This window comes from Mesorhizobium sp. LNHC252B00 (genome assembly GCF_000502955.1).
Taxonomy (GTDB): domain Bacteria; phylum Pseudomonadota; class Alphaproteobacteria; order Rhizobiales; family Rhizobiaceae; genus Mesorhizobium.
In genome coordinates this window covers 20678-42871 of the sequence record NZ_AYWO01000011.1, presented here as the reverse complement: position 1 = coordinate 42871, position 22194 = coordinate 20678, and the positions used below count along the sequence as shown (strand labels likewise).

Here is a 22194-nt window from a genome sequence, read left to right as displayed (position 1 = left end):
TTCCGTTATCGGCAGGCGTTATCGCAGCCGTGTAACGACGTGCTGTGCGACGGCCACTCCGTCGAGTCCGGACCACAGAGCACCGGCAGTTTTTTGGGAACATCAGCGCCGACCGCCCGTTTGGTGGGTATCTGACTTGGACAGAGAGGAGCTCAAGAAATGCCAACTCCGAGTGGCCATACCGACGCCATCCGTGCCTCGCGCGTGATTGGCACAACTGTTTACAACACGGNCCGTTTGGTGGGTATCTGACTTGGACAGAGAGGAGCTCAAGAAATGCCAACTCCGAGTGGCCATACCGACGCCATCCGCGCCTCGCGCGTGATTGGCACAACTGTCTACAACACGGCGGGCGAGGAAATTGGTACGATCGACGACGTGATGCTCGAAAAGACCGCGAATGGCATCATGTTCGCAGTGATTTCCTTTGGCGGTTTTCTGGGCATCGGTGAAAGATACCACGCGGTGCCATGGTCCCTCTTGGATTATGATCCGGACCGCGGCGGATACGTTGTCTCTTTCAGCACAGATCAGCTCAAGNCCGTCGACGATGGAAGGCCGGCCCGCGAAGCTTCGTATCGATATTGGAGGGTCGAACCCTACTGGCACTGATCGTTATGCCAGCCCTTGCGGCGTATGCTGATGTGGGCGCGAATGCGCGCTCCGAAGGTGAATGCCGAAGCCTAGGAGAGCCCGATGACACCAGGCCCGATGACACCAGGTAAGAAACCCGTCGTCACATCCGAAGGACCAGCACTCGAAAAGCAGGATTGGGACGCGATCCGAGGCAGCGAGGTTCTTCCGGATGGTGTGCCGCCAGACGGCGACAGTNCTCGAAAAGCAGGATTGGGACGCGATCCGAGGCAGCGAGGTTCTTCCGGATGGTGTGCCGCCAGACGGCGACAGTCGCAACGCCACCGAGAAGAGTGGTGAATTGCCCGAAGAAGAGGACGATAACGCGTACCAGAACAGACGAAGCGCTGCCGGATGACGAGGAAGAGCGTCTCATTTCGCAGAACCCCTCGAAGCTGGACATCGACGAGCCGTAGAATTCCCTCAGTCGACGGTTGCAGAAAGACGCGCGAAGCAGCGTGGAACGACAGCTTCCAGTCGCTGAGCTGGATAGCGACGCTCTCAAATGCTCTGTGAGAGCGGCTGGTCATTGCGCAGGGGATCGGATGTCAGGACCGACATGCCTCATCTTGTTGATCCTGAAATCCGCATCCTCCGCAGCAAGGACCAGGAGAGAGTCCACAACGAGAATCGTGCCGACGAATAGCGCGGTTCGTGGGAGATTACTGGATACGATGGAGGCAGCAGCCAATGTCACGCGGAAGCAAGAAACAAATCGGAGCGGGTTCACGTGGAAAGGGTTCCGGCACGGGCGCCATGACCATGACGCCGAAGGACAAGCTCAAGGAAAACCAGATCCTGTCTAATCGCGACAAGGCCCAGCATACCCGAGAACGTGGCCTGGATTCCAAACAGGTCGCAACCGAGCAGCGCCAGGACCAGTCTGCCAACCGTTTGCGGGACTGACGGCCCATCGGCGTCCGCAGCGCGCTGGTAACTTGCGAAAAAGAGGATTGGTGGCTTTCCGGGGTGCGGAACCCGCTTCCACTGGTTCGGGAGGCACTGAACGTCTCCTGAGCACCAACTGAAAATGATAGGCTGGTTTAGCGCTATCGGACGCCGACGCTGTCGGGCCAGAGCGCCTGGATTTCCTTCGGCAGTGCATCCCGCACCTTTGCCGACTGGCCAAGGTCGACATGCCGCGCCAGCACCCGAAAGACCGAACGCGCCGCATCCTCGGGGTCGACAGGGCGAATGGTCTTCAATTCCTCACTGATACGCTGCGAGAATTCTTCCAGCGAGCCTGTCTTTTCGGCCTCAGCCGCAGGCCGGTACTGGTCGTAGTAGGCGCCGCGTACCAGCAGCGGCAGCTCAGCGCCCAGTTTGGCGGCGAGCCCGAGTTGCAGCCTGTCCCTTAGCGTCCGCAGGACAGCGCCCAATATGTGCCAGGCAATGCGCCGGTCGGGACCCAGATCGGCCATGATCTCGTCGAGCCAGATGTTGGTGGTCTGCAGCGTCTTGTCGAAGACATCCAAGCCGGTTGCGCTCATCATCGCCTCCTTGCAAACTCATGACTGGATCGAAACGATGCTCGGGGACAATTGTTTCGTCATCCGAGGACAATTATTGTCTCGGCGGCGAGCAAATTGGTGCCTGTGGCAAGCACCGGAAAAGACGGGGCCAGATGCCCGCGAGAATGCGCACGCCATGCTGTGGCCGTACATCGTTTCCGTCTCGATCAGAACAGCGCGGCGCTTGCCCATTACATCGTAGAGATATCGGGCAATGGCTGCTCCGGTCTGATCGTCCCGGTTGGTGAAGCAAAAGACGTTCGTCAAAGCGCGCTCGGTCAGCGCCGTGTCGGAAGCGATGGGCGTGATCATCGCGAGGTCGTGGGCGGCATAGATATCGGCCGCGGCGATGGTGACGATGTTGTTCACGGCCTTCAGTCGCGTGAGACCGGGAACAATCGATCTGTCTGGCGCGTTCGACTGTTTTGCATCTCAAGGTTTCCCAATGGCGCCACGTCCCTTCTGGAAAGGCTATCTGAAGCTCTCGCTGGTCACCTGCCCGGTCGCGATGACGCCCGCTACCACCGAGAGTGAAAAGGTCCGCTTCCACACGCTCAATCGCAAGAGCGGGAACCGCGTCGTCAGCCAGTATGTCGATGCCGTCAGCGGTAAGCCGGTGGCTGAGGACGATGAGGTGAAGGGCTACCAACGCGGCGAGGACGAATTTGTGCTTCTCGAGGATGAGGAGCTCGACGCGGTCGCACTGGAGAGCACGCGGACGATCGATATCGATATGTTCGTCGAGGCCGACAGCATCGGCTGGATCTGGTACGACAAGCCTCACTACCTGACGCCGGACGATCCGGTCGGGGAGGAGGCATTCTCGGTCATTCGCGATGCGATGAAGTCGACCGGAACCGTTGGGATATCGCGGCTGGTGATGTATCGGCGCGAGCGTGCCGTGATGCTGGAGCCGCGTGACAAGGGTATTGTGCTGTGGACGCTTCGCTACGGCGATGAGGTGCGCGACCCCAAGGGCTACTTCGGCCAGATCAGCGAGAGAAAACCTGACAAGAAGCTGATGGACATGGTCGAGACCCTGATCGACGAGCGTACCAAGCAATGGGATCCCGCCATGTCGGCAGATCCCGTCCAAGCGCGACTGCTCGAGATCATCGCCTCGAAGAAGAAGGGCAAGAAGCGCCCGGCCAAAGCCAAGGCCGAGGCTGGGCAGCCGCCCAGCAACGTGATCGACATCATGGATGCGCTGCGCAAAAGCATCCGTTCGGAGGCGGGAAAAAAATAGGTCCTTGGAGGAGGAAGGGCAGGGTGGCGGCGGCGCAAACGAGGCAAGATCATGAAGGCCATCCCCCATGAACCCGCTTTGGACAATACACTGGCACTGCTTCGCGAAGTCTACGAGTTTATCGGCCGTCGATGCGACCGGCTCAACACCGACATCTTTGCCACGCGCCTGCTGTTGAAAAGGGCGATCTGCGTCCGCGGCGCAAGCGCCGCCGAAATGTTCTATGGCGGCGACCGCTTCACCCGAAACGGTGCGATGCCGCAAACGACGCTGCGACTGCTGCAGGACAAGGGCAGTGTCCAGGGTCTCGACGATGGCGCGCCCATCGCCACCGCAAGGCAATGTTTCTTTCCTTGCTCCTTGCGGCGGATCCGGTGGAGCGCCTGCGCACGATTTTCCGCGAGGAGTGGCTTGAGGCGCTGAGGCACTGGCAGCGGCGCGGCGAGATCAGCCTGTTCGAAGAGGTGAACCTCATCCTGACGAGATCCGTCGCGCGATGGTCGGCACTGCCGCTCGACGAAATCAGCGCCGAAGGCCTCTGTCGCGAACTGAGCGGCATGGTCGAGAATGCCGGCGGTTTCGGACCGAACACGTGGCTTGCACTTTGGCGGCGCCGGCGAACGGAGCGATTTGTCGGCTCCGTGGTACGGCGTATCCGCTCAGGAGAACTCACGCTCGGCGAAAACGCACCGATCCGGATCATAGCCGAGCATCGTGATGAGACAGGAAATCTGCTCGAAATATCGGACGCAGCGGTCGAAATCATCAATATCCTGCGCCCGGTGGTCGCGATCGGCCGCTACATCGTCTTTACCGCCATGGCGCTGAATGAGCAGCAACAATGGGCGGATCGCTTCGCAGCCGGGGATGAGGCCAGCCTTGAAGCGTTCGCCGAAGAGGTGAGACGGCTTTATCCGTTCTTTCCGTTCATCGGCGGCGTCGCCCGGGAGACGTTCGAGTGGCATGGCTACAGGATCGACAAGGGCGCCTGGGTGCTGCTTGATCTCCACGGTACCAATCATGACCCGCGGCGGTTTCCCGCGCCGGACACCTTTTCGCTCGACCGCGACATTGGCTGGCGGATGCAAGGCTTCGATTTCGTACCGCATGGCGGCGGCGACGCTTCGGTTACGCATCGTTGTCCGGGCGAGGCAGTGACAGTCGCGTTGATGAAGGAGGCGATCCGTGTGTTAACCCGATCGATGACGTACGAAATCACCGACAAAGTGTCGCCGCTGGACCTGTCTCGCATACCGGCACTGCCGAAAAAGGGCCTGCGAATGCGCGACATCCGCCGCAGCGACACCGGGGCAGGGCAATGAGCGGCGACTTCGCCTTGCCACTCGACACGCCTCCCATGGAAGCCAAGGCGGCAGACGAAATTCCCGAAGGAGAGGGTTGGCAATATGAGCGCAAATGGGACGGCTTCCGTTGCCTGGCGTTCCGACAGGGCGAGGCGGTAGATCTGCGTGCGAAATCGGGCAAGCCGCTCGGCCGATACTTTCCCGAGCTCGTCGCGACATTGAAGGAGCTGCCGTCGCCGCGCTTTGTCGCCGATGGCGAGATCGTTGTCTCGATCGCCGGTAAATTGTCATTCGCCGCGCTGCAGATGCGGCTTCATCCGGCAGCGACGCGGATACGCAAGCTGTCCGTCGAAACGCCGGCCGATCTGATCTTGTTCGACATACTCTGCGACGAGCATGGAGAACTCATAACGAACCGGACGCTGAAGGAACGCAGGGCGGCGCTCGAGGAGTTTGTCGCTTCGGCCGATCGCAAGAACATTCTACTCTCGCATGCTACACGCGACGTAAGCGAGGCACGTTCCTGGCTGAGCGATGCAGGACATGGATCGACGGACGGCGTCGTCGCCAAGCGGCTGGACGAGCCATACCGGCCAGGCGTGCGGTCGATGGTGAAGGTGAAGCGACTGCGTTCGGCCGATTGCGTGGTCGGCGGTTTTCGCTATCTCAACAACAGTTCGCAGGTCGGCTCCTTGCTGCTGGGCCTCTATGATGATGCGGGCAAGCTCGATCATGTCGGGTTCACCTCGACAATTGCAAATGACCACAGGGCCGAGCTCACCCGCAAGCTTGAAGCGATGCGCGAACCGCCGGGCTTCACCGGAAAGGCACCGGGTGGGCCGAGCCGCTGGAGCACCGAGCGCAGCAGCGAATGGGAGCCGGTTCGGCCGGAACTGGTGGTGGAAGTTCGATTCGATCATGTGACCGGCGATCGTTTCCGGCACGGCACCAAATTCTTGCGCTGGCGACCGGAAAAGGCGCCAGAGCAGTGCACGTTCGAGCAAATCGCCTAGGGCAATTCCAGGAAAGATGTGGAAACGTTTTGCCACCCGGAATTGCGTCGAGGCAAAGGCGCCTGCTCTGCGTTGATGCTCCTCAAGCCGCTTTCTTGCGCTGACGCTCTTCGATTGGCGCCGCGGCTGTGCGAAAATCTTGCCATGGATCAGAAGACAGCGAGGCAAGCCGGGTTGGGGTGTTTTCCACTGTGAAATAGGCCGGCCCGACGCTGGGGCCGAGTTCGTCCCATGACAGCGGCATCGAAACTGCCGCTCCCGGCCGTGCCCTTGTCGAATAAGGAGCGACCGCGGTGGCACCGCGCTGGTTGCGCAGATAGTCGACGAGGATTTTCCCGCGCCGCTTGGACTTTGTGATGGTCGCGACGTAGCGGCTGGGACTGTCGGAGGCCATGGCGTCCGCGACTCCCTTGGTGAAGGCTTTCACGGCGGGCCATTCGGCTTGCGGCTTCAACGGCGCTACCACATGCAGGCCCTTGCCGCCGGAGGTCTTGAGGAATGGGACAAGCCCTGCTTCCCGCAGCCGCTCGCGTGTCTCGACAGCCGCTTCGGTCATCGCCTCCCAGCTCACGCCCTCGCCGGGGTCGAGATCCATGATGATCGTATCGGGACGCTCCCAGTCGCTCACCATCGACCCCCAGGGGTGAATCTCCAGCGCCGCCGACTGGACGAGACCCATCAAGCCGTCGAGGTCGTTGATGCTGATCAGCTTCTCATCCGGCGGATCCCTGGGGTCCTGGACCAGCACGATGTTGGGATTGAGACCCTTCCAGGCATGCTTCTGGAAGAACTGCTCGCCTGAAATGCCGTTGGGGCAGCGCAGCAGTGCCAACGCACGCCCGACCATATAGGGCGACGCATAGCGCCAGGCTTCGGCATAGTAGTCGGCGAGGCCCTCCTTGGTGACGCCCTGGTCCGGCCAGTAGAGGCGATCGGGATGGGTGAGCTTGACGGTCCGCCGCTGCGGCTGTTCGGTCTCCTTGTTCATCTTCGTCGCCTCGCGGACGATCTCTTTGGCTGGCTTGTCTTCGCGAAGTCCGCGAAACGAGGCATGGCGAAGATTGCCGTCGGCGGTCCAGGCGCGAAACTCGATCTCGGCGACGAGTTCGGGTCTGACATAACGGACCTGCCGCGCCTCTTCCGCACTCAGCCGCTCGTCGAACGGGCTCGAGGCAACGCGCATGCGCTCGAGTGTCTTGAACAGGTCCTGCGCGACCGCGGCCGTGTAACCAGTGCCGACGCGCCCGACATGGTGAAGCTTGCCTTGGTCATGGACGCCGAGCACGAGCGAGCCGATGGCATTGCGCGAGGTGGTCGACGGCACATAGCCGGCCACGACGAACTCCTGCCGCGCGGAGCATTTGGACTTGACCCAATTCCTGCCGCGGCCGGAGCGATAGGGCGCATCGCGAAGCTTGGAGACGACGCCTTCGAGGCTCAGCCGGCAGGCATGCCGCAGCACCAGCGCGCCGTTCTCCTCGAAATGCTGGCTGTAACGGATGAGCTCTGGGCCGGCGGCTGTGATCTTTCCCAACAGCTCCTTGCGTTCGGCCAAGGCGACATCGCGCAGATCGTATCCATCGAGATACAGCAGGTCGAAGACGTAGAAGCGAAAGCGATCGTTGCGCCCGGTGCTGAGATCGGCTTGCAGGGCGCCGAAGTCGGATGCGCCGACCGATGTCTCAACCACGAGTTCGCCGTCGATCAGTGCCGTGCCGACGGCGAGTTCGGCCAGCGCCGTAACGACCGCCTTGCCGAACTTCTGCGTCCAGTCGAGGCCGCTGCGCGTCAGCAGCTTCACCCGGCCGGCTTCGATCCTGGCCTGCAGCCGGTAACCGTCGAATTTGATCTCGTGCAGCCAGCGTTGACCTGATGGCGCCGTCGAAACTAGCGTCGCCAGCGTCGGCTCGACGAAATCCGGAAGCGCCGCCTTCCTGGCGCCCTTGATGCTGGACGGGTCCGTCACGTCGACAGGGGCGGTCTGCTCTTGGAGCGGGGCGGCCTTTGTGTGCCGGCCACGGGTCTTTCGGATGCGGCCGGTGCTCGATGACCAGCCGGGCTCCTCGCCGGCGATATCTTCGATATCGCGGCCGGTCAGGACCGATTCCGGACGCTCGTCCAGGATGTCGGCCTCGCTCTTATCGCGCGCGGCGTCGTCGTCGCCCTTGATCAGCAGCCAGTTCTCACGTTTTTCCCGCGGCTTTCCGGCCATGCGCACCAGATGCCACCGGCCGCCAAGTTTCTCGCCATGCAGTACGAAATCCATTTGGCCCTTGGCGTAGCCACGGCGGGCATCGCCGATCGGGGTCCAGGTGCCCTTGTCCCACAGGAGGACGGCCCCGCCGCCATATTCGCCCTTCGGGATCGTCCCTTCGAAGCCGCCATAGTCCAGGGGATGATCCTCGACATGCACGGCAAGACGCTTTTCGCCGGGGACGAGGCTCGGTCCCTTGGTGACCGCCCAGCTCTTCAGCACGCCATCCATTTCGAGACGGAAGTCGTAATGGAGCCGCGTTGCGGCATGTTTCTGGATGACGAAGCTGTTGCCGGTCTTCGCCGCCTTGCGGCCCTGCGGTTCAGGGGTGATGGAGAAATTGCGCTTCTTGCGATAGGTCTCGAGCGCCATCTGTCAGCCGGCTTTCCGACGCGGTGCGGTTTCCTTTGCCCTCGCACGCTGCGGTTCCTTGGATTTTGCAGCGCCTTTCCGCGGCGTTGGCTGTTTTTCGCCAACGCCTGCACTTTGGCGCAGCGCGTCCATGAGGTCGACGACCTTCTCGCGCTTCGGTTGTTTGGGTGGCTCGATCTTCCTGCCCTCAAGCTTCGCCTTGACGAGTTCGGCAAGCGCCGCCTCGTAGCGGTCGTCGAATGTGGTCGGGTCGAACTTGCCTCGCTTGGTTTTGATGATGTGCTCGGCCAGATCGAGCATCTCGCCCTGGACCTTGATGTCGGGTACGTCCTCGAAGGCGTCGGTCGCCGAGCGCACTTCATAGTCGAAATTGAGCGTGGTCCCGATCAGGCCCTCGTCGTAGACGCGGATAAGCAAGGTGCGGACGCGCCGGAACAGAACCGTTTGGGCGATGGCGGCGACTTTCTTCCGACGCATGCCTTCACGGATGAGCGTGAATGCCTCTTCGCCATGCTTGTCCGAAGGAGCTAGGTAGTAGGGTTTGTCGAAATACACGTCGTCGACGCCCGAGCAGCCGACGAAGGCCGAGACCGACAGTGTCTTGTCGCTTTCGGGGACGGCGGCGGCGACCTCGTCGGGCTCGACCACGACATACTCGCCCGAACCTGTCTCATAACCCTTGACCTGCTCGTCCTTCTCCACCGGCTTACCGGTCTCGCTATCGACGAACTCGCGATGAACCCTGTGGCCGGTCGCGCGGTTTACCGTGTGAAAGGCGATCCGCTCGGAAGTCGAGGCGGCGGTGTAGAGCGCCACCGGGCAGCTGAGCTCCCCTACCTTCAGGAAACCTTTCCAATTTGCCCTGGGCGCCAAAATACTGCCTCGCTGGTTCAACACGTGAGCAGGTGCAACGTGGCGGCGCCGGGATTTGTTCCTGGAGATAAACAATCATGCCATGCGATCGCGGCCGCTACCTGCAAACCCTCTCTTCACGCGCCTGCCGAATGGTCTCGTACCGCCTGGCGAAAACCTTGGAAGCAATGTCGAGCCGCGAAGGAGCCGCGCCCGTGGGAGCGGCGGAACATCAACGGCTCCGCACGAGGCGCCGGCGGTTCGTTGGCTCATGCCGGTGTTAGGGACCTCCGGCCATGGAGCCGACGACCACCATAACCAGCGCGTCGACGTCGATCTCGCCATCGACGATTATTTTATCGCCATCCCGTCGAACCTTGAGTTTCGACGGGTTTTCGGCCGCCTGCCTTTCGAGTTCCTCTATCACTCCGGTGATCGCCTTGACCTCGAGCGGTCGCGCTTTCATTTCGCTGGCACCCATTCCAGAACACTCCTTCTTTTGGCTTGGGACAATGCTTGAATTCGCATTCGAAGCGACCCCATGGGATGCGGCGGATGTAAGCCTGTCGCCAAGCTAACCCTCGAAGGCGAGGAGTGTTCCCGATCAGTGTCCAAAGACGCAACCGTCAGCGGATCTCTTGCTGGGTACGTCAGCGGATCTCTCGCTGGGTAGTTGGAACATTTCCTGACCGGCCCAGTTTGTTGCTAGGAACATATCGGGAGTGACACATGGCAAAAGATGGCGATGAACATGGCCGTATCCGCGAGCGTGGGCTGAACGCAAGGCAGATGGAATCCGCGCGCAAGAGCGGATGGTCAGACCGGGTGTCGCAGGCGCCGAATGAGCCGGAGCCAGTGTCGACAGGGATGGTCACCCTTGTCGACCACGAGGCTATTCGTGATTGGGCAGCAGCACGCGCTGGCTTCCCCGCGCTTCTCCCGGCCGAGCCTTCGATCGAACAAAATGAGCCCTCGCTTGTCATCGTCTTCGGCCAACACACCTATCAGGACCAGGACCGAGGAGCGGATCGACCACCGACCATGGGTGGACCGGAACAGGTTGAATGGGAAGAATGGTTCGAGATTTTTGACGCCCGCGGACTTGCACTTGTGGTGGCTGAGGACAGGCCCGGCGTCCGCGAGCAATTTCATGAGTTGGTAGCACGGTGAGCTGGCGGTCCCGTACGGAGACGCCACTCACGGCTCCCGGTCGTTTATCCTTCGATTTCTGCTCAGCCGGATTATGGCTGGTGCGCTGGCCTGGTGCCGCCACCTTTCCTTTCTGCGTCATGCGTATGGTGGCTGTCACGCTCGCCGCCGCCTCCAGATATCCTGCTGCGCTTGCGCTGGTCGGAATCCGCGGGCGGTTTGTTGATCTTGAGCGGAGCCTTGGCATTTTCGTGTGAAGCGCCAGGGCCACCCTGCCGGATGCTCGCAGGGGTTTTCTTGGACGTGGACATCTTTCTCGCCTCAGCGGTCTTGCTGATTGATCTGATGAGTGGTGTTGACGTTGATATTGCCTTGCTGGCCCTGCTTCTCGGGGTTGGGAGCCTGGCGTTTGCTCGCCTCATCGAGCCGAACCGACTTGCGTTCGCCGACACCCTTGGGACTCCGATTTTCGGCTGGGACCGGTGGGGGTTTCTTGCTCATGGCTGAACTCCTTCCTGGAGAAGAACCGATGGCACGGTCGATTGTTCCGCGAATTGCCGCGCGCACTGATCATCACGCGTTCTCCGCGCTTCGGTCGGGAAGCTAAGGCTCCCGAGAAGCTGTACACAGCCAATAATCCGGCGGTCGCTGCCGAGGTTCGTCGCGCCGTCGCGAGCGGTCAAGCCGTTGCCGAAGTGCGAGGCTGTGTCACTCGCCAATGCGAGCGCAATGCTCAAGGCGGCAAAAGCCTGAAATCATTGCCCTCGGGCAACAGCTGCCCGCCGTCGACAACAATGGTCGTGCCGGTGATGTAGCTGGCGTCGTCGGAAGCGAGGAACAGGAAGGCGTTGGCGACGTCGCGCGGGCTGCCAAGGCGGCCGAGCGGAATGGAGTCCTCCATGTTCTTGATGTATGCCGCGCCGCGATGCAGCTCGATCGCCTCGGTGAGGATGTTGCCAGGCTCAACGCCGTTGACCGTGATGCCGTAGCCGGAGAATTCGAGCGCTGCAGCGCGGATGAAGCCGTTGATGCCGGCCTTGCTGGCGGAATAGTGGCCGTGGCCAGGGCTGGTGACGTGTGGGCCGGTGATGGACGAGGTGTAGAGCATGCGGCCAAAGCCTTGCGCCTTCATCGGCACCAGAGCGGCGCGGCTGGCATTGAAGGTGCCGCGCAGATTGACGGCCATGACGCGGTCCCAATCGTCGGCACTGGTGTTTTCGATCAACTGCCAGGGATAGATGCCGGCATTCTGCACGATGATGTCGAGGCGGCCGTGCTGTTTGAGCGCCAGCGCCACCGCTGCCTCTGCATCGGCCATCAGCGAGATGTCGGTGTGAATGAAAGGCACGGCCAGTTCGTCCGCGGTCGCTTGTCCGGCCCCATCCTCGGTGTCGGCGAGGACCAGCCGCGCACCCTCTTCGGCGAAGCGCCGCGCGATGCCCTTGCCGATGCCGCGGGCGCTGCCGATGATCAGCGCCACTCTGTCCTTCAGTCGGTCGGTCATGCGAGCAGTCCCGTCATGCGAGCCTCTGGCGGATGGTCTGCTTGAAAGCATCGAGCAGCACTGCGGCCAGAACCAACAGGCCATGGATCACCTGTGTGAAGTTGGCCGGCAAGCCCATCAGGTTGATTGCCGTGTTGATGGCCGAGAGCAGCAGCACCCCGGCATAGACGCCGGGCAAGGTGCCGACACCGCCTTTCAGGCTGACGCCGCCGATCACGACGGCGGCGAAAGCATTGAACAGCAGGCCGACGCCGAGATTGGCGGTGGCTCCTGACGTGCGGATCGCCAGCAGCCAGCCGGCAAGGCCGGCGATTGCGCCGGCGAGAACGAAGGCGATGACGAGATTGCGGTTGACGCGGATGCCGGCGCGAAAAGTTGCCGTCTCGTTGCCGCCAATCATGACGAGATGCCGGCCGAACGGCGTCTTGGCCATGATCAGCGAGAAGACGACGAAGCAGCCAACCGCGATCCATGCGGTGAGCGGGAGGCCGACAAGGCGCTGGATGCCGAACCAACGGATGGCCGGCGCCAGGTCCTGAGCCGAGCGGCCGCCCGAAACGACAAGCACAAGGCCGCGTACCCAGATGTAGGACGCCAGCGTGATGATGAAGGCGCTCATCTTGACCTTGACCACGAGGTAGCCGTTGAAGGCGCCGATGATGCCGCCGACAGCAAGCGCCAGCAGTAGCGAGACCGGAACCATCAGCCATTCCGGATGCAACTGCACGCCCATGCCGATGCCTGACGAGCAGAACAGGATGCCGACCGCCATGGCGCTGAGCGCGGCCACGGATTCCACCGACAGGTCCATGTGACCGGCGATGATGACCAGCGCCAGGCCGATCGACATGACGCCGAGCACGCTCGAAGCCTCGATGATGTTGGCGAAGATGCCGAGCTGGAAGTAGTTCGGGACAAAGATGGAGAAGACCACCAGCACGAACAGCAGCATGAACCAGACAAGGTTATCGAGAACGAACTCCAGGGCTTTGCGTGTGCGCGGGTTCATAGGATGATCCGGTTGGCGCATGCCCCGCGAAATCAATTCGATTTCGTCGGTTTCAGGCGCGGAGTCAAATTCGCCACGGCGTCCTTTCGGACGCGGCGTTGTGAAAGGGCAGGCTCCGGGCCACTACGGCCCGGAGCGCTTTCAGATGACTATTCGACGGACTTGATGGTGTCCGTCGGCGGCTTCTGGTTGCCCCAGAAGGCCGGGTTGTCGACATTTTCCTTGGTGATGGCGGCGCCGGGGATCTTGATGTTCGGGCCCCAGGCTTCCTTGGTCACGGTCGATTTCAGGCCGAGCACGTCGTATTCGCCGGGCTTGATCTCTTCCTTTTTGACGATCTTGTCCATGAACATGGCGACAGCCGCGGCCTGCGCGTAAAGCGGCTGCTCGACTTCGACGTTGAGCCAGCCCTTGCGGATCAGGTCGAGTCCGACCGGCGCGCCGTTCGAGCTCATCAGCATGACGTCACCCGGCTTTTTACCGGCGGCCTCGAGCGAGGCGACGGCAGCGACCGACAGGTGCGCGGCATGGCTGAAGATGAGGTCTATGTCGGGGTTTGCAAGGATCTGGTCGTTGACGATAGTCCCGGCTGCATCCGCTGCCCACTGCATGGCCGGAAGCGAGATGATCTTGACGTCCGGGAACGCCTTCATCTTCTCCTCAAAGCCCTTCTGGATATCGAGCGTGTAGGGGTCACCCGGATCGCCGAGCACTTGCAGCACCTTGCCCTTCACCGAGCCGTTCTTGGCTTTCAGCAGTTTCTGGGCCTGGTCGGCGGCGACGTAGCCGATCTCGACCGTTCCCGCGACAGAGGTGAAGTCGGAGGGCGTAGCGGTGATCTGGCGGTCGAACTCGACCACGGGGATGCCGGCCGCACGGGCGGCCTCGACGGACGGTTTCAGCGCATTGAAATCGACGGCCGCCAGAATGATGGCCGCCGGCTTCAGCGCGATGACGTCGTTCATCTGCGATTGCTGGGCGTCGGTCTTGTTGTCGGCGTTCAGCGTCTTCATCTCATAGCCGGTCTGCTTCAGGAACAGCTCCAGAGCGCTCACCGAGCCGGTCTGGAACTCGTCCAGCAGTGTCGGCACCAAATAGTAGACGATACCCTTGGACTGCGCGAATGCCGGCGTGAGCGTGGCAAAGGCCAATGCCAGGATACCGAAGACAGCAAGAAGTATTCGCTTCATGTCGTTCGCTCCTCTTAAGCCGGACCCCTCTTTTTGTCCCTCAGCCCGCCGGTCCGGCACCGGCAAGCGTCTCCCCGGTGATCATGTTGATCACCGCGTCGGGACTTGTTTTATTGCGTGCGACGTCGCCCGCCACGACGCCTTGCCGGATCACAACGATCCGATCGGCGACCTGGAAGGCCTGTTGCATGATGTGAGTGATGATGACGACGCCGATGCCCTGGTTGGCCACCTGGCGGATCATGTCGAGACCGCGCCGCGTCTGCTCGACACCAAGGGCTGCGAACGGTTCGTCGAGCAGCACCAGCTTGCCGCCCCAGTGCACGAAGCGGTTGAGTTCGATGGCTTGCCGCTGGCCGCCCGAAAGGTGCTCGACATTGGTGCGCAGCGACGGAATACGGGTGCCGGCACTGGCCAGCGCCTTTCCGACGACGGCTTCCATGGCGCGCTCATCGAGCACGGGAATGCCAAGAACCTTCCTGGTGATTTCGCGGCCCATGAAGAAATTGGCGACCACGTCGACGTTGGTGCACAGCGACAGGTCCTGATAGACGGTCTCGATGCCCGCCGCCTTGGCCTCGGCGGGTGTTCGGGCAAGGAACTCCTTGCCTTCGAACAGCATGCGGCCCGAGGTCGGCTCCAGCCCGCCAGCGATGATCTTGACCAGTGTCGATTTGCCGGCGCCGTTGTCGCCCAGCAGCGCCACGACTTCGCCCTTGCCGATCGAGAAGCTGATCCCCTTGAGCGCTTCGATGGCGCCATAGTTCTTGGTGACGTTGTCGAGCACCAGCAAGGGTTCGTTCATGCCGCAATCTCCCTGCCTTTGAGAAGGTCGCGCTCGCGTTCACGTTCGGCAGCGAACATCTGGCCGAAGCGAGGCGACAGCACGCCGGAAACCGCAAGGGCGGCAGCGCCGCGCAACACCGAATGTTGGCCGCCGCGCGCGACGAGGATTCGAGGCGTCGTGCGGTCCTGCCGTGCCGAAACGGAGTTGTGCAGGCCGACGGTCGAACCGGCAAGCCGTTCGAGCAGATCGGTGGATGCCAGCCCGCCGAGGATGACCGTTTCAGGGTCGAACAGGTTCTCGATCGTGGCGACGGCATTGTGAAAGATCGGTGCGACTTCGGCCACCCATTCGGCCTCGCCGCCGGTCCAACGCCCCCGCGCTTCGAGCGAGAGGTAGCGTTCGAGACAGCCTCGGTTGCCGCACGGGCAAGCCTCGCCGCCGGGAACGACGGGAATGTGTCCGATCTCGCCGGCATTTCCCCAGGCGCCGCGCAACGCGGAGCCGTCATGAACCATGACCCCGCCAAGGCCGACGCCGAAATAGAGATAGTAGTATTCGGAAAACTGGGCGCCGAGGCCATAGAGGCGCTCGCCCATGGCTGCAGCCGCCATGTCGGTTTCAAAGAAGGCCGGCAGCCCGGTGGAAGTCGCCAATCGCTCGCCCAGTGCCACACCCTTCCAACCGGTCATGGTGGTCGGACCGACGAAACTCATGGATTCGACATCGAATGGCCCGGGCAGGGCCAATCCCACGCCCAGCACGCGTCCTCCAGCCCGCAGGCCGGTCAGTTCGATTGCCATCGCCGCGATCAAATCGAAGGCATGGTCCGGCGTCGCGTTCGGCGCCTCGCGATAGGTGCTCTCGATGACGTCGCCGCTCAGATTGATCAAGGCTGCACTGATACCAAGCGGGGTAATGTGAACACCGACGGCATAGCCGCCCTCGGGGTTGATGCGTAGGGTCGCCGGGGGCAGGCCGCGCCCCTTAGGCTCTTCGCGCAGCGACAGGATATAGCCTTGCTCTTCCAACTCGCGAACGATGGTCGATACGGTCTGGACGGTCAGCCCGACGCGCCGGGCGATCTCGCCGCGGGCGATCGGCCCATGCAGGCGGATGGACTCAAGCACGATGCGCCGGTTGTACGGCCGCCCGAACTCCTGATTCGTCCCCCGCAGTGCCATGATTTGCGTGCCCTTAGGAGATGGTAGCTTCGCACCTGTTATTTATTCAGTCAAATGGAATTCAAAAATAAAATCACGGGCGCATCAAATGGCTGCTTGCCGGCATGCATCGGCCGGAACGGTCCACGCTCCCGCGAGAGAGCTAAGCGGCAAAGACGGCGATGAACACGCCGGGCATGTCGACGCTGGTGCCATTTGAGGCTGAGGTGGAACGCGTTGGATGCCGACCACTATATGGGCTTCGACAATCTGCGTCCGTCCCGCAAGCAGAAAGCCCGAACGGCGACAAGAGTCCGAAGAAGGAATGAGGCCTGCGCGAGATGGAGGTTGCCCGAACGGTTCGATTGCCTGAGAGCCGGGATTCTGCTCCCGGCCTGCATTCCTCAGAGGTACTGTGCGACCTTCCTGCCGACGGTGAGGAAGCGCAGTGGATCGATCGCTTCGCCATTGTGGCGGACTTCATAATGCAGATGCGGGCCGGTCGACCGGCCGCTGCTGCCGGTCTTGCCGATGACGGCGCCGGCATCCAGTTTCTCGCCCACGGTCACGTCGATTTCGCTGAGATGTCCGTAACGCGTCGCAAAGCCATTGCCGTGGTCGACTTCCACCATGCGGCCATAGCCGCCGTTCCAGCCTGCCTTGGTGACGACACCGGGAGCCGTGACCTTGGCGGCCATGCCGATCGGGGCCCTGAAGTCCATGCCGGAATGGAGTGCCGCGGTGCCGAGAAGGGGATCGGTGCGCACCCCGAACGGGCTGGTGACGGAGTGACCCGGCGCCGGGTTGGTGAGCGGCAGCCGGCGCGCTTCCTTCTTGAGATGGTCGAGCGCATCAAGCGCTTCGTCCAATTCCTTGACCTTGCTGTCGAACTTCATCGAGGAGTCGAGCGGGATCAGCGGTCCGCCGACATCGCTATCGCCCTTGCCGAAATCGCTGTCGACCGGCAGTCCTGCTGCCTGAAGCGCCTGTGTGATCGCGTCGGCGCTCTTATACGCGTTGTCGGCAAGCGTGCTGATGCGGGTCAGTTGGTCATTCTCGATGGATTTCAGCGACTGGTTGATCGACACGAACAATTTGTCGGCACGATCGGCGGCGGAATCGTTGGGCAGCGGATCGGAGCGGGTCGACCATAGCGAAAACGGCCTGGTGTCGCCGGCGCCGAGGTCGGCGCCAAGGCTGGCGACCGCATAGTTCTGCGCTGGCTCCTTGATGCTGCCGATCACTTCGGCGCGTTTGTCCGGTTTGCCCACCGCTGCCGGATCTTCGGCTGGCGCCGCGCCGACTTCGTTCTCCGCACGTTCGAGCAGCGGGCCAAGCCTACCGTGGCGCTGGCTCAACTGGCTCTGCCGTTCCAGCAGTTCGCTGACCTTGGTTTCCATCAGCTGCTGGTCGAGCAACTGGCGGCTGGTGATGCGGTCGACCTGGGCGCGAAGCGCCGAAATGCGATCTTCATAGGCTTGCTGCATGCGTGCCTGCCGCGCCGTGGTGGCGCCGATCAAATCGTCACGCAGCACGAGATAAGAGGTGGCCATGAGGTAGCCGATGGCAATGGCGGCCAGCGCCGAGCCGACAAAAGCCGCGAGCCAGGGACGGATCGTGAAGTGCCTGATCTCATTGCCCCGGGCGATGATGACCGTATGGGGCTCCTTGCGCCTGCCGAAGACTGCTGACTGACCGGTTGCGTTCACGGGACCAAGCTTTCGGTTACGACACCACGACAGCTTGACTACACATTATTAAGGTTAACAAAGGCTTGTTGTGCACCGGCTTGCGGCGGCGCCCGTCAGGCGAGCATAAAGTTTGGGGGGAAGGCACGAACAGCCGTGCGGTAAGCGCTCAAAGCGCGCGAACGGCCTCGAGCACCTCTTCGGCATGGCCCTTGACGCGGACCTTGCGCCAGATCCTGGCGATCCGTCCGTCGCGACCGATCAGGAACGTCGCGCGCTCGACGCCCATGTATTTGCGGCCATACATCGATTTCTCGACCCACAGATGGTAAGCCTCGATCACTTTGCGCTCCTCGTCGGCGGCAAGGTCGATGGTCAGATTGTATTTCGACTTGAACTTGTCGTGCTTCCTGGCGGTGTCGGGCGACAGGCCGATCACCACGGCGCCCGCCTTCTCGAAGTCTGGCTTCAGCTGCGAAAAGCTGATCGCCTCTTGCGTGCAGCTTGTTGTGTCATCCTGCGGATAGAAATAGAGGACAATGGGCTTGCCGGAGAATGCGGCAAGGCTGAGCGATCCGCCGCCGTCGCGCGGCAGATCGAATTGCGGCGCAAGATCGCCTACGTCGAGGTCAGCCATACCGATGCCCTTGTTTGAGGTTACGCGCGAAGCCACACCGATATAGTGTCGAGCGGGGAGTCGTCCACGATCGAGTTCGTACAACGGAAAATTGCTTGGATCAGGAGCAACCGCAGCACAAGAAGATCCGGTTCAGGCGTGGCGAGATCACCGACCTGGCGGCTTTCCCGTCGGCGTGTCGCGTGCCGCCGCTCGGTCAGGCGCGGATCGGACGCGGCTTTCGCATCTTGTCGCGGCTGTTCGCCAGTCTGGTCGCTCTTGTATTGCTGGCCGCCGTGCTCGTTTATCTGGTTGGCGCCTCCGGCATCGGGGCCGACCGGCTTCGCATCGAGGCGGAAACGGCTCTTGAGAAACTGGCCGGCGTCGATGTCAATGTCGCGGTCGGGCCGGCGCGCATCACGCTCGACAGTTCGAGTTTCATAGCGCTCCAGGTCAGCGACGTCAGCCTGAAGACCGCCGACGGCAAGCCGATGGCCGATGCCGGCCGCGTGCGATTCGGCGTGCGCCTGGTTCCGCTGCTGTGGGGGGATGTGCGGCTGACCAGCGCCAGGATCTCCGATGCTCGCATAGTCGTGGCGGCGATGCCGTCCGGCGGCGACTGGACCGCCGCCCTGCGCAATGCGGACGGCCTCATCGACCCGGAGAAGCTGTCCAATGCGGTGTTCGGAAACGTCAACCGCGCGCTCGATGCCGTGCGGGAAGATTCGCTGCGCCAGATCGATCTTCGCAATGTCGAATTCGTGCTGCCCGAAACCGGAACGATCAACCTCTTCAAGATAACCGACGCCACCGTCGTGCAATCGGGACCGGGCGGCATGCAGTTTTCATCCAAGGCGGATGTCAACGGCAGGACGGTTACCGTTGCCGCTTCCGCCACCCGCGACATCGCGGCACACCGCGTCACGGCGCTGGACGCCATCATCGACCTGGCGGATGCCGACGGTCCCGCGGCCGCCGCCGGGAAGTTGGGCGCTGTCGCGCTGAAGCTGACGGGATCGGAAGGATCGGGGGCAAATGCATCGCGGCTGACGGCTCTTTTGTCGTCGACGGGTTCCGTTCTCGATCTGGGCACACGCGGGCTGCTGCCGGCCGACGTCGATGTCGACGCAACGCTTGTTGCCGGCAGCAACAAGGTTCAGGTCGACAGGTTGCTGCTGAAGACTGGTCGCTCGACATTCGATTTCGCGGGTTCGATCGGTCCGAAGCCGACAAGCGGGGCGGCGGGTGAGGAGCCTTCCTATCGCTATGACCTGACCAGCGACGGTTCGTCGCTGGCGCCTTCGGAGTCGCCTGAGCCAGCGCTGACCTTCCTCGCCCGGATTGCCGGTGTCTACAACACGGTTAGCCACAGACTGGTCGCCGACCAGATCGCGCTTCGGTCCGCTGCCTCCAGCGAAGTGCTTGGCACCGCTGCCGTGGCGTTCGTCGACGGCAAGGCGCCGGGGATCAACCTTGCCGTCAATATCCACAACATGCAGGTCTCTCACGTCAAGCAGCTGTGGCCGTGGTTTTCGGCGCGCAACGCGCGGCTGTGGGTGCTCGCCAATCTGTTCGGCGGCCGCGTCGTCGACGCCAACCTCCAGTTCCAGGTCGTGCCGGGCCGGCTGGGCAACGGCGTGCCGCTGTCCGCCGACGAAATATTCGGCCGCTTCCAGATCGAGGGTTCGCGCTTCGACACGGCCGGCCGCATTCCGCCGATACGCGACGCGGTTGGCGTCGTCGGCTTTCACGGCAACGATGTCGATATCTCCCTGTCCTCTGGCACCGTCTATATGCCCAGCGGCCGCACCGTGGCGGCCAGCAATGGCACGCTGGCGATCAAGGCGGCCAATCACCCGCCGGTCATCGGCGCGCTCGACATCGACGTTGACGGCGACGCATCCGCTGTTGCCGAACTCGCATCCTACGAGCCGATCAACGCCATGCGTCATGTCGGCATTCTGCCGGAAGAACTGTCGGGCAGCGTCACCGGCCACGTCAGGGCGAATATTCCGCTGCAGTCCGGCGTCGACTCCTCGAAGCTCGATTGGCTGGTGTCGCTCGACTACACCGGCNACTCGATCTGATCGAGCCGCTCAGGGATGATGGGCCGGCGCGCAGCCGCAAGGTGGCCTTGGTGCTCGACGACAAGGTCCGCGCCGCCGCCATGCCGGGTCTGAAGCCGCTGCTTGCCGGAACGGTGAAAGTAGCGATCGACAAGAACGGGAGCGGCAACCAGAACGTCTCGGCCGATCTGACCAATGCCAGGCTGGACATCCCCTGGGCGGGTTGGAGCAAGGGCGCGGGGGTCCCCGCCAATGTCACATTCGTCATGACCAAGGCCGGCGATACGACGACGCTGTCCGACTTCAACCTCGACGGAGAGAGTTTCTCGATCGACGGCAGCATCGTGCTGGTCAATGGTGCCTTGTCGTCGGCGCGGTTCAGCAAGGTCACCTTGAACAGGGGCGACGACGTCGCGGTTTCGGTGAAGCGATCCGGCAAGAGCTATGCGGTCGACATCACAGGCAATGCCCTGGATGCCCGGTCGCTCATCAAGCAGTTCACTTCGGATGTGGATACGGCCACCAAGACGACAGGTTCCGACGCCATTTCCGTCAGCGCCGATGTCGATCAGCTGACCGGTTTCCACGACGAGCAATTGTCTAATTTGAAGCTCGACTACAGTGCGGCCGGATCGCGGGTGAACGGGCTGAAGGTCAGCGCCATGGCAAGTTCGGGCGCTGCCATAACCATCAGCAACACCACCGGTGCCGGCCGACGCGCCCTCAACATGCAGTCCGCGGACGCTGGCGCCGTCCTCAGGTTCCTCAACATCTATGAGCATATGGAAGGCGGAACGATCACCCTGGCGCTGGCGGGGCCGAGCGACGGAGCGCTGAAGGGCAAGGTCGACACCAGCAACTTTTTCGTGGTCAACGAGCCGAAACTGGCCTCTATCGTCTCGACCACGCCGGCCGGCGACAACCGCAGCCTCGATCAGGCGGTCAAGGGTAAGCTGGACACGTCGCGGGTGAAGTTCGAGCGCGGCTATGCCGAGATCGACAAGGGCAGCGGCTACCTGAAACTGGCCAATGGCGTGCTGCGCGGCCCGCGCATCGGTACGACGTTCCAGGGCACGCTCTACGACCAGAACAACAACATGGACATGACCGGCACGTTCATGCCGGTCTATGGCCTCAATCGCATCTTCGGGGAGTTGCCCATCGTTGGCGCGCTGCTCGGCAATGGCCGCGACCGTGGCCTGATCGGCGTGACCTACCGGCTCAAGGGCAATGCCAACAAGCCGCTGCTCGACATCAATCCGCTGTCGGTCATCGCGCCTGGAATATTCAGGTCGATCTTCGAATACCGGTGAGGCGCGACCGGTGACGATGCTAGCCAAGATCTTGATTGCACTGGGCGCTGGTGCCGCACTCCTGGTCATCGCCGGCGGGTCACTCAACGCATCCAATTTCTGCTTTGCGCAGCGCAAGTTCCTGTCGGACGACGAGCTCTTGGCGGCTGCCGTTGCGGATATTCCAAAACTTGTCGAACTTACTCAGGAGAGAGGAAGAATTCTTCTGAGCTATGCAGACAAGTCTACCGATTATTCAAATGTAACGATCGTCAACTACGAAGACGCTTCTGATTTTGTTAAGAAAAACCCAAACTGCTGTCGCATCGGTCGCTTTGACGGACCGCGCGAGCCCGTATTTCCGCCGGATTGGTGGACCGTGGTGTCAGGTTATGCGGCAAAAATCGTTACCGTGAATTACAAGCTGCGTTTCCTTACTCCGACGGGTGAAGAGTCTTTCCAAAATGATCCTTTTTACATCTGGATAGACTCTTGTGGGAAAATTAAACCGTACACCTAAGAGACGGCCGGGATAGATCAGGCTCCGG

22 protein-coding genes and 1 pseudogene are annotated in these 22194 nt (G+C 62.0%); 9 read left to right on the top strand and 14 right to left on the bottom strand.

Annotation, left to right across the window (positions count from 1 at the left end):
- Window positions 1-276 precede the first annotated feature (276 nt).
- Window positions 277-612 carry a PRC-barrel domain-containing protein gene (locus X744_RS154330; RefSeq protein ID WP_023759823.1) on the top strand — a complete coding sequence of 112 codons (336 nt, stop codon included), beginning with the start codon at window positions 277-279 and terminating at the stop codon, window positions 610-612.
- Window positions 613-1389: 777 nt separating this feature from the next.
- On the top strand, window positions 1390-1539 hold the full coding sequence (locus X744_RS154335; protein WP_245266653.1) for a hypothetical protein: 150 nt from the start codon (window positions 1390-1392) through the stop codon (window positions 1537-1539).
- Between the two features lie 143 nt (window positions 1540-1682).
- On the opposite strand, the gene X744_RS154340 is transcribed toward X744_RS154335, so the two are convergent.
- Entirely contained in the window at window positions 1683-2123 is a 441-nt protein-coding gene (locus X744_RS154340; RefSeq protein WP_023759820.1) for a DUF2267 domain-containing protein, read from the bottom strand.
- 18 nt (window positions 2124-2141) lie between these two features.
- Window positions 2142-2513, bottom strand: coding sequence for a hypothetical protein (locus tag X744_RS154345; RefSeq protein ID WP_023759819.1), 372 nt, complete (start codon window positions 2511-2513; stop codon window positions 2142-2144).
- Between the two features lie 76 nt (window positions 2514-2589).
- On the opposite strand from X744_RS154345, the gene X744_RS154350 reads away from it, so the two are divergent.
- From X744_RS154350 to X744_RS154355, 4 genes are read left to right on the top strand one after another with little or no spacing between them, the layout of a single operon-like run.
- Window positions 2590-3390, top strand: a complete 801-nt coding sequence (locus tag X744_RS154350) for a Ku protein (RefSeq protein ID WP_023759818.1) — start codon at window positions 2590-2592, stop codon at window positions 3388-3390.
- A 51-nt stretch (window positions 3391-3441) separates the two neighbouring features.
- Window positions 3442-3813 carry a hypothetical protein gene (locus tag X744_RS1000000174490; protein WP_050589538.1) on the top strand — a complete coding sequence of 124 codons (372 nt, stop codon included), beginning with the start codon at window positions 3442-3444 and terminating at the stop codon, window positions 3811-3813.
- Window positions 3765-4712: a cytochrome P450 gene (locus tag X744_RS01000000169765; RefSeq protein ID WP_050589537.1), complete on the top strand. Its 948-nt coding sequence runs from the start codon at window positions 3765-3767 to the stop codon at window positions 4710-4712. The genes X744_RS1000000174490 and X744_RS01000000169765 overlap by 49 nt, the downstream gene beginning before the upstream one ends.
- Window positions 4709-5707 (top strand): ATP-dependent DNA ligase, encoded by a 999-nt coding sequence (locus tag X744_RS154355; RefSeq protein ID WP_023759817.1) that lies wholly within the window; start codon window positions 4709-4711, stop codon window positions 5705-5707. The genes X744_RS01000000169765 and X744_RS154355 overlap by 4 nt, the downstream gene beginning before the upstream one ends.
- Before the next feature lie 82 nt (window positions 5708-5789).
- Here the strand turns inward: X744_RS154355 and ligD are convergent, their stop codons facing one another.
- From ligD to X744_RS154370, 3 genes are all read right to left on the bottom strand, one after another.
- Window positions 5790-8333 (bottom strand): DNA ligase D, encoded by a 2544-nt coding sequence (gene ligD / locus X744_RS154360; RefSeq protein WP_023759816.1) that lies wholly within the window; start codon window positions 8331-8333, stop codon window positions 5790-5792.
- Between the two features lie 3 nt (window positions 8334-8336).
- Window positions 8337-9206 carry a Ku protein gene (locus X744_RS154365; protein WP_023759815.1) on the bottom strand — a complete coding sequence of 290 codons (870 nt, stop codon included), beginning with the start codon at window positions 9204-9206 and terminating at the stop codon, window positions 8337-8339.
- Window positions 9207-9465: 259 nt separating this feature from the next.
- Window positions 9466-9666: a hypothetical protein gene (locus X744_RS154370; RefSeq protein WP_023759814.1), complete on the bottom strand. Its 201-nt coding sequence runs from the start codon at window positions 9664-9666 to the stop codon at window positions 9466-9468.
- Window positions 9667-9914: 248 nt separating this feature from the next.
- Between X744_RS154370 and X744_RS0137070 the strand changes: the two genes are divergently transcribed.
- The gene (locus tag X744_RS0137070) at window positions 9915-10355 is read left to right on the top strand and encodes a hypothetical protein (protein ID WP_023759813.1); all 441 of its coding nucleotides are present in this window, start codon (window positions 9915-9917) and stop codon (window positions 10353-10355) included.
- Window positions 10356-10426: 71 nt separating this feature from the next.
- Here the strand turns inward: X744_RS0137070 and X744_RS1000000172095 are convergent, their stop codons facing one another.
- The 9 genes from X744_RS1000000172095 to X744_RS154410 form a co-directional block, all read right to left on the bottom strand.
- Window positions 10427-10645: a hypothetical protein gene (locus X744_RS1000000172095; RefSeq protein ID WP_084025454.1), complete on the bottom strand. Its 219-nt coding sequence runs from the start codon at window positions 10643-10645 to the stop codon at window positions 10427-10429.
- A gap of 10 nt (window positions 10646-10655) precedes the next feature.
- Entirely contained in the window at window positions 10656-10835 is a 180-nt protein-coding gene (locus X744_RS1000000172090) for a hypothetical protein (protein ID WP_084025452.1), read from the bottom strand.
- Window positions 10836-11067: 232 nt separating this feature from the next.
- Window positions 11068-11838 carry an SDR family oxidoreductase gene (locus tag X744_RS154380; protein ID WP_023759809.1) on the bottom strand — a complete coding sequence of 257 codons (771 nt, stop codon included), beginning with the start codon at window positions 11836-11838 and terminating at the stop codon, window positions 11068-11070.
- A 13-nt stretch (window positions 11839-11851) separates the two neighbouring features.
- Window positions 11852-12847, bottom strand: a complete 996-nt coding sequence (locus tag X744_RS154385) for an ABC transporter permease (RefSeq protein WP_031260342.1) — start codon at window positions 12845-12847, stop codon at window positions 11852-11854.
- Between the two features lie 149 nt (window positions 12848-12996).
- Window positions 12997-14037 carry a sugar ABC transporter substrate-binding protein gene (locus X744_RS154390; RefSeq protein WP_023759807.1) on the bottom strand — a complete coding sequence of 347 codons (1041 nt, stop codon included), beginning with the start codon at window positions 14035-14037 and terminating at the stop codon, window positions 12997-12999.
- 40 nt (window positions 14038-14077) lie between these two features.
- Complete coding sequence (locus tag X744_RS154395; RefSeq protein WP_023759806.1) at window positions 14078-14842, bottom strand: ATP-binding cassette domain-containing protein; 765 nt, start codon at window positions 14840-14842, stop codon at window positions 14078-14080.
- Window positions 14839-16005 (bottom strand): ROK family transcriptional regulator, encoded by a 1167-nt coding sequence (locus X744_RS154400; RefSeq protein WP_023759805.1) that lies wholly within the window; start codon window positions 16003-16005, stop codon window positions 14839-14841. Before X744_RS154400 ends, X744_RS154395 begins: the two co-directional genes overlap by 4 nt.
- A gap of 383 nt (window positions 16006-16388) precedes the next feature.
- Window positions 16389-17693 (bottom strand): M23 family metallopeptidase, encoded by a 1305-nt coding sequence (locus X744_RS154405; protein ID WP_023759804.1) that lies wholly within the window; start codon window positions 17691-17693, stop codon window positions 16389-16391.
- 148 nt (window positions 17694-17841) lie between these two features.
- Complete coding sequence (locus tag X744_RS154410; protein ID WP_023759803.1) at window positions 17842-18309, bottom strand: peroxiredoxin; 468 nt, start codon at window positions 18307-18309, stop codon at window positions 17842-17844.
- Window positions 18310-18404: 95 nt separating this feature from the next.
- Here X744_RS154410 and X744_RS1000000176250 point away from each other — a divergent pair.
- A pseudogene (locus X744_RS1000000176250) lies at window positions 18405-21667 on the top strand (hypothetical protein).
- 10 nt (window positions 21668-21677) lie between these two features.
- A complete protein-coding gene (locus X744_RS154415) occupies window positions 21678-22166 on the top strand; it encodes a hypothetical protein (RefSeq protein ID WP_156938558.1) in 489 nt (162 codons plus the stop codon).
- Window positions 22167-22194 lie beyond the last annotated feature (28 nt).

What these genes read in the sequence shown, in the direction of transcription:
- X744_RS154335 (WP_245266653.1), top strand. Translation starts at nt 1,390, where the DNA reads ATGACCATGACGCCGAAGGACAAGCTCAAGGAAAACCAGATCCTGTCT.
- X744_RS154340 (WP_023759820.1), bottom strand. Translation starts at nt 2,123, where the DNA reads ATGAGCGCAACCGGCTTGGATGTCTTCGACAAGACGCTGCAGACCACC.
- X744_RS154350 (WP_023759818.1), top strand. Translation starts at nt 2,590, where the DNA reads ATGGCGCCACGTCCCTTCTGGAAAGGCTATCTGAAGCTCTCGCTGGTC.
- X744_RS1000000174490 (WP_050589538.1), top strand. Translation starts at nt 3,442, where the DNA reads ATGAAGGCCATCCCCCATGAACCCGCTTTGGACAATACACTGGCACTG.
- X744_RS154355 (WP_023759817.1), top strand. Translation starts at nt 4,709, where the DNA reads ATGAGCGGCGACTTCGCCTTGCCACTCGACACGCCTCCCATGGAAGCC.
- ligD (WP_023759816.1), bottom strand. Translation starts at nt 8,333, where the DNA reads ATGGCGCTCGAGACCTATCGCAAGAAGCGCAATTTCTCCATCACCCCT.
- X744_RS154370 (WP_023759814.1), bottom strand. Translation starts at nt 9,666, where the DNA reads ATGGGTGCCAGCGAAATGAAAGCGCGACCGCTCGAGGTCAAGGCGATC.
- X744_RS0137070 (WP_023759813.1), top strand. Translation starts at nt 9,915, where the DNA reads ATGGCAAAAGATGGCGATGAACATGGCCGTATCCGCGAGCGTGGGCTG.
- X744_RS1000000172095 (WP_084025454.1), bottom strand. Translation starts at nt 10,645, where the DNA reads ATGTCCACGTCCAAGAAAACCCCTGCGAGCATCCGGCAGGGTGGCCCT.
- X744_RS1000000172090 (WP_084025452.1), bottom strand. Translation starts at nt 10,835, where the DNA reads ATGAGCAAGAAACCCCCACCGGTCCCAGCCGAAAATCGGAGTCCCAAG.
- X744_RS154380 (WP_023759809.1), bottom strand. Translation starts at nt 11,838, where the DNA reads ATGACCGACCGACTGAAGGACAGAGTGGCGCTGATCATCGGCAGCGCC.
- X744_RS154385 (WP_031260342.1), bottom strand. Translation starts at nt 12,847, where the DNA reads ATGAACCCGCGCACACGCAAAGCCCTGGAGTTCGTTCTCGATAACCTT.
- X744_RS154390 (WP_023759807.1), bottom strand. Translation starts at nt 14,037, where the DNA reads ATGAAGCGAATACTTCTTGCTGTCTTCGGTATCCTGGCATTGGCCTTT.
- X744_RS154395 (WP_023759806.1), bottom strand. Translation starts at nt 14,842, where the DNA reads ATGAACGAACCCTTGCTGGTGCTCGACAACGTCACCAAGAACTATGGC.
- X744_RS154400 (WP_023759805.1), bottom strand. Translation starts at nt 16,005, where the DNA reads ATGGCACTGCGGGGGACGAATCAGGAGTTCGGGCGGCCGTACAACCGG.
- X744_RS154410 (WP_023759803.1), bottom strand. Translation starts at nt 18,309, where the DNA reads ATGGCTGACCTCGACGTAGGCGATCTTGCGCCGCAATTCGATCTGCCG.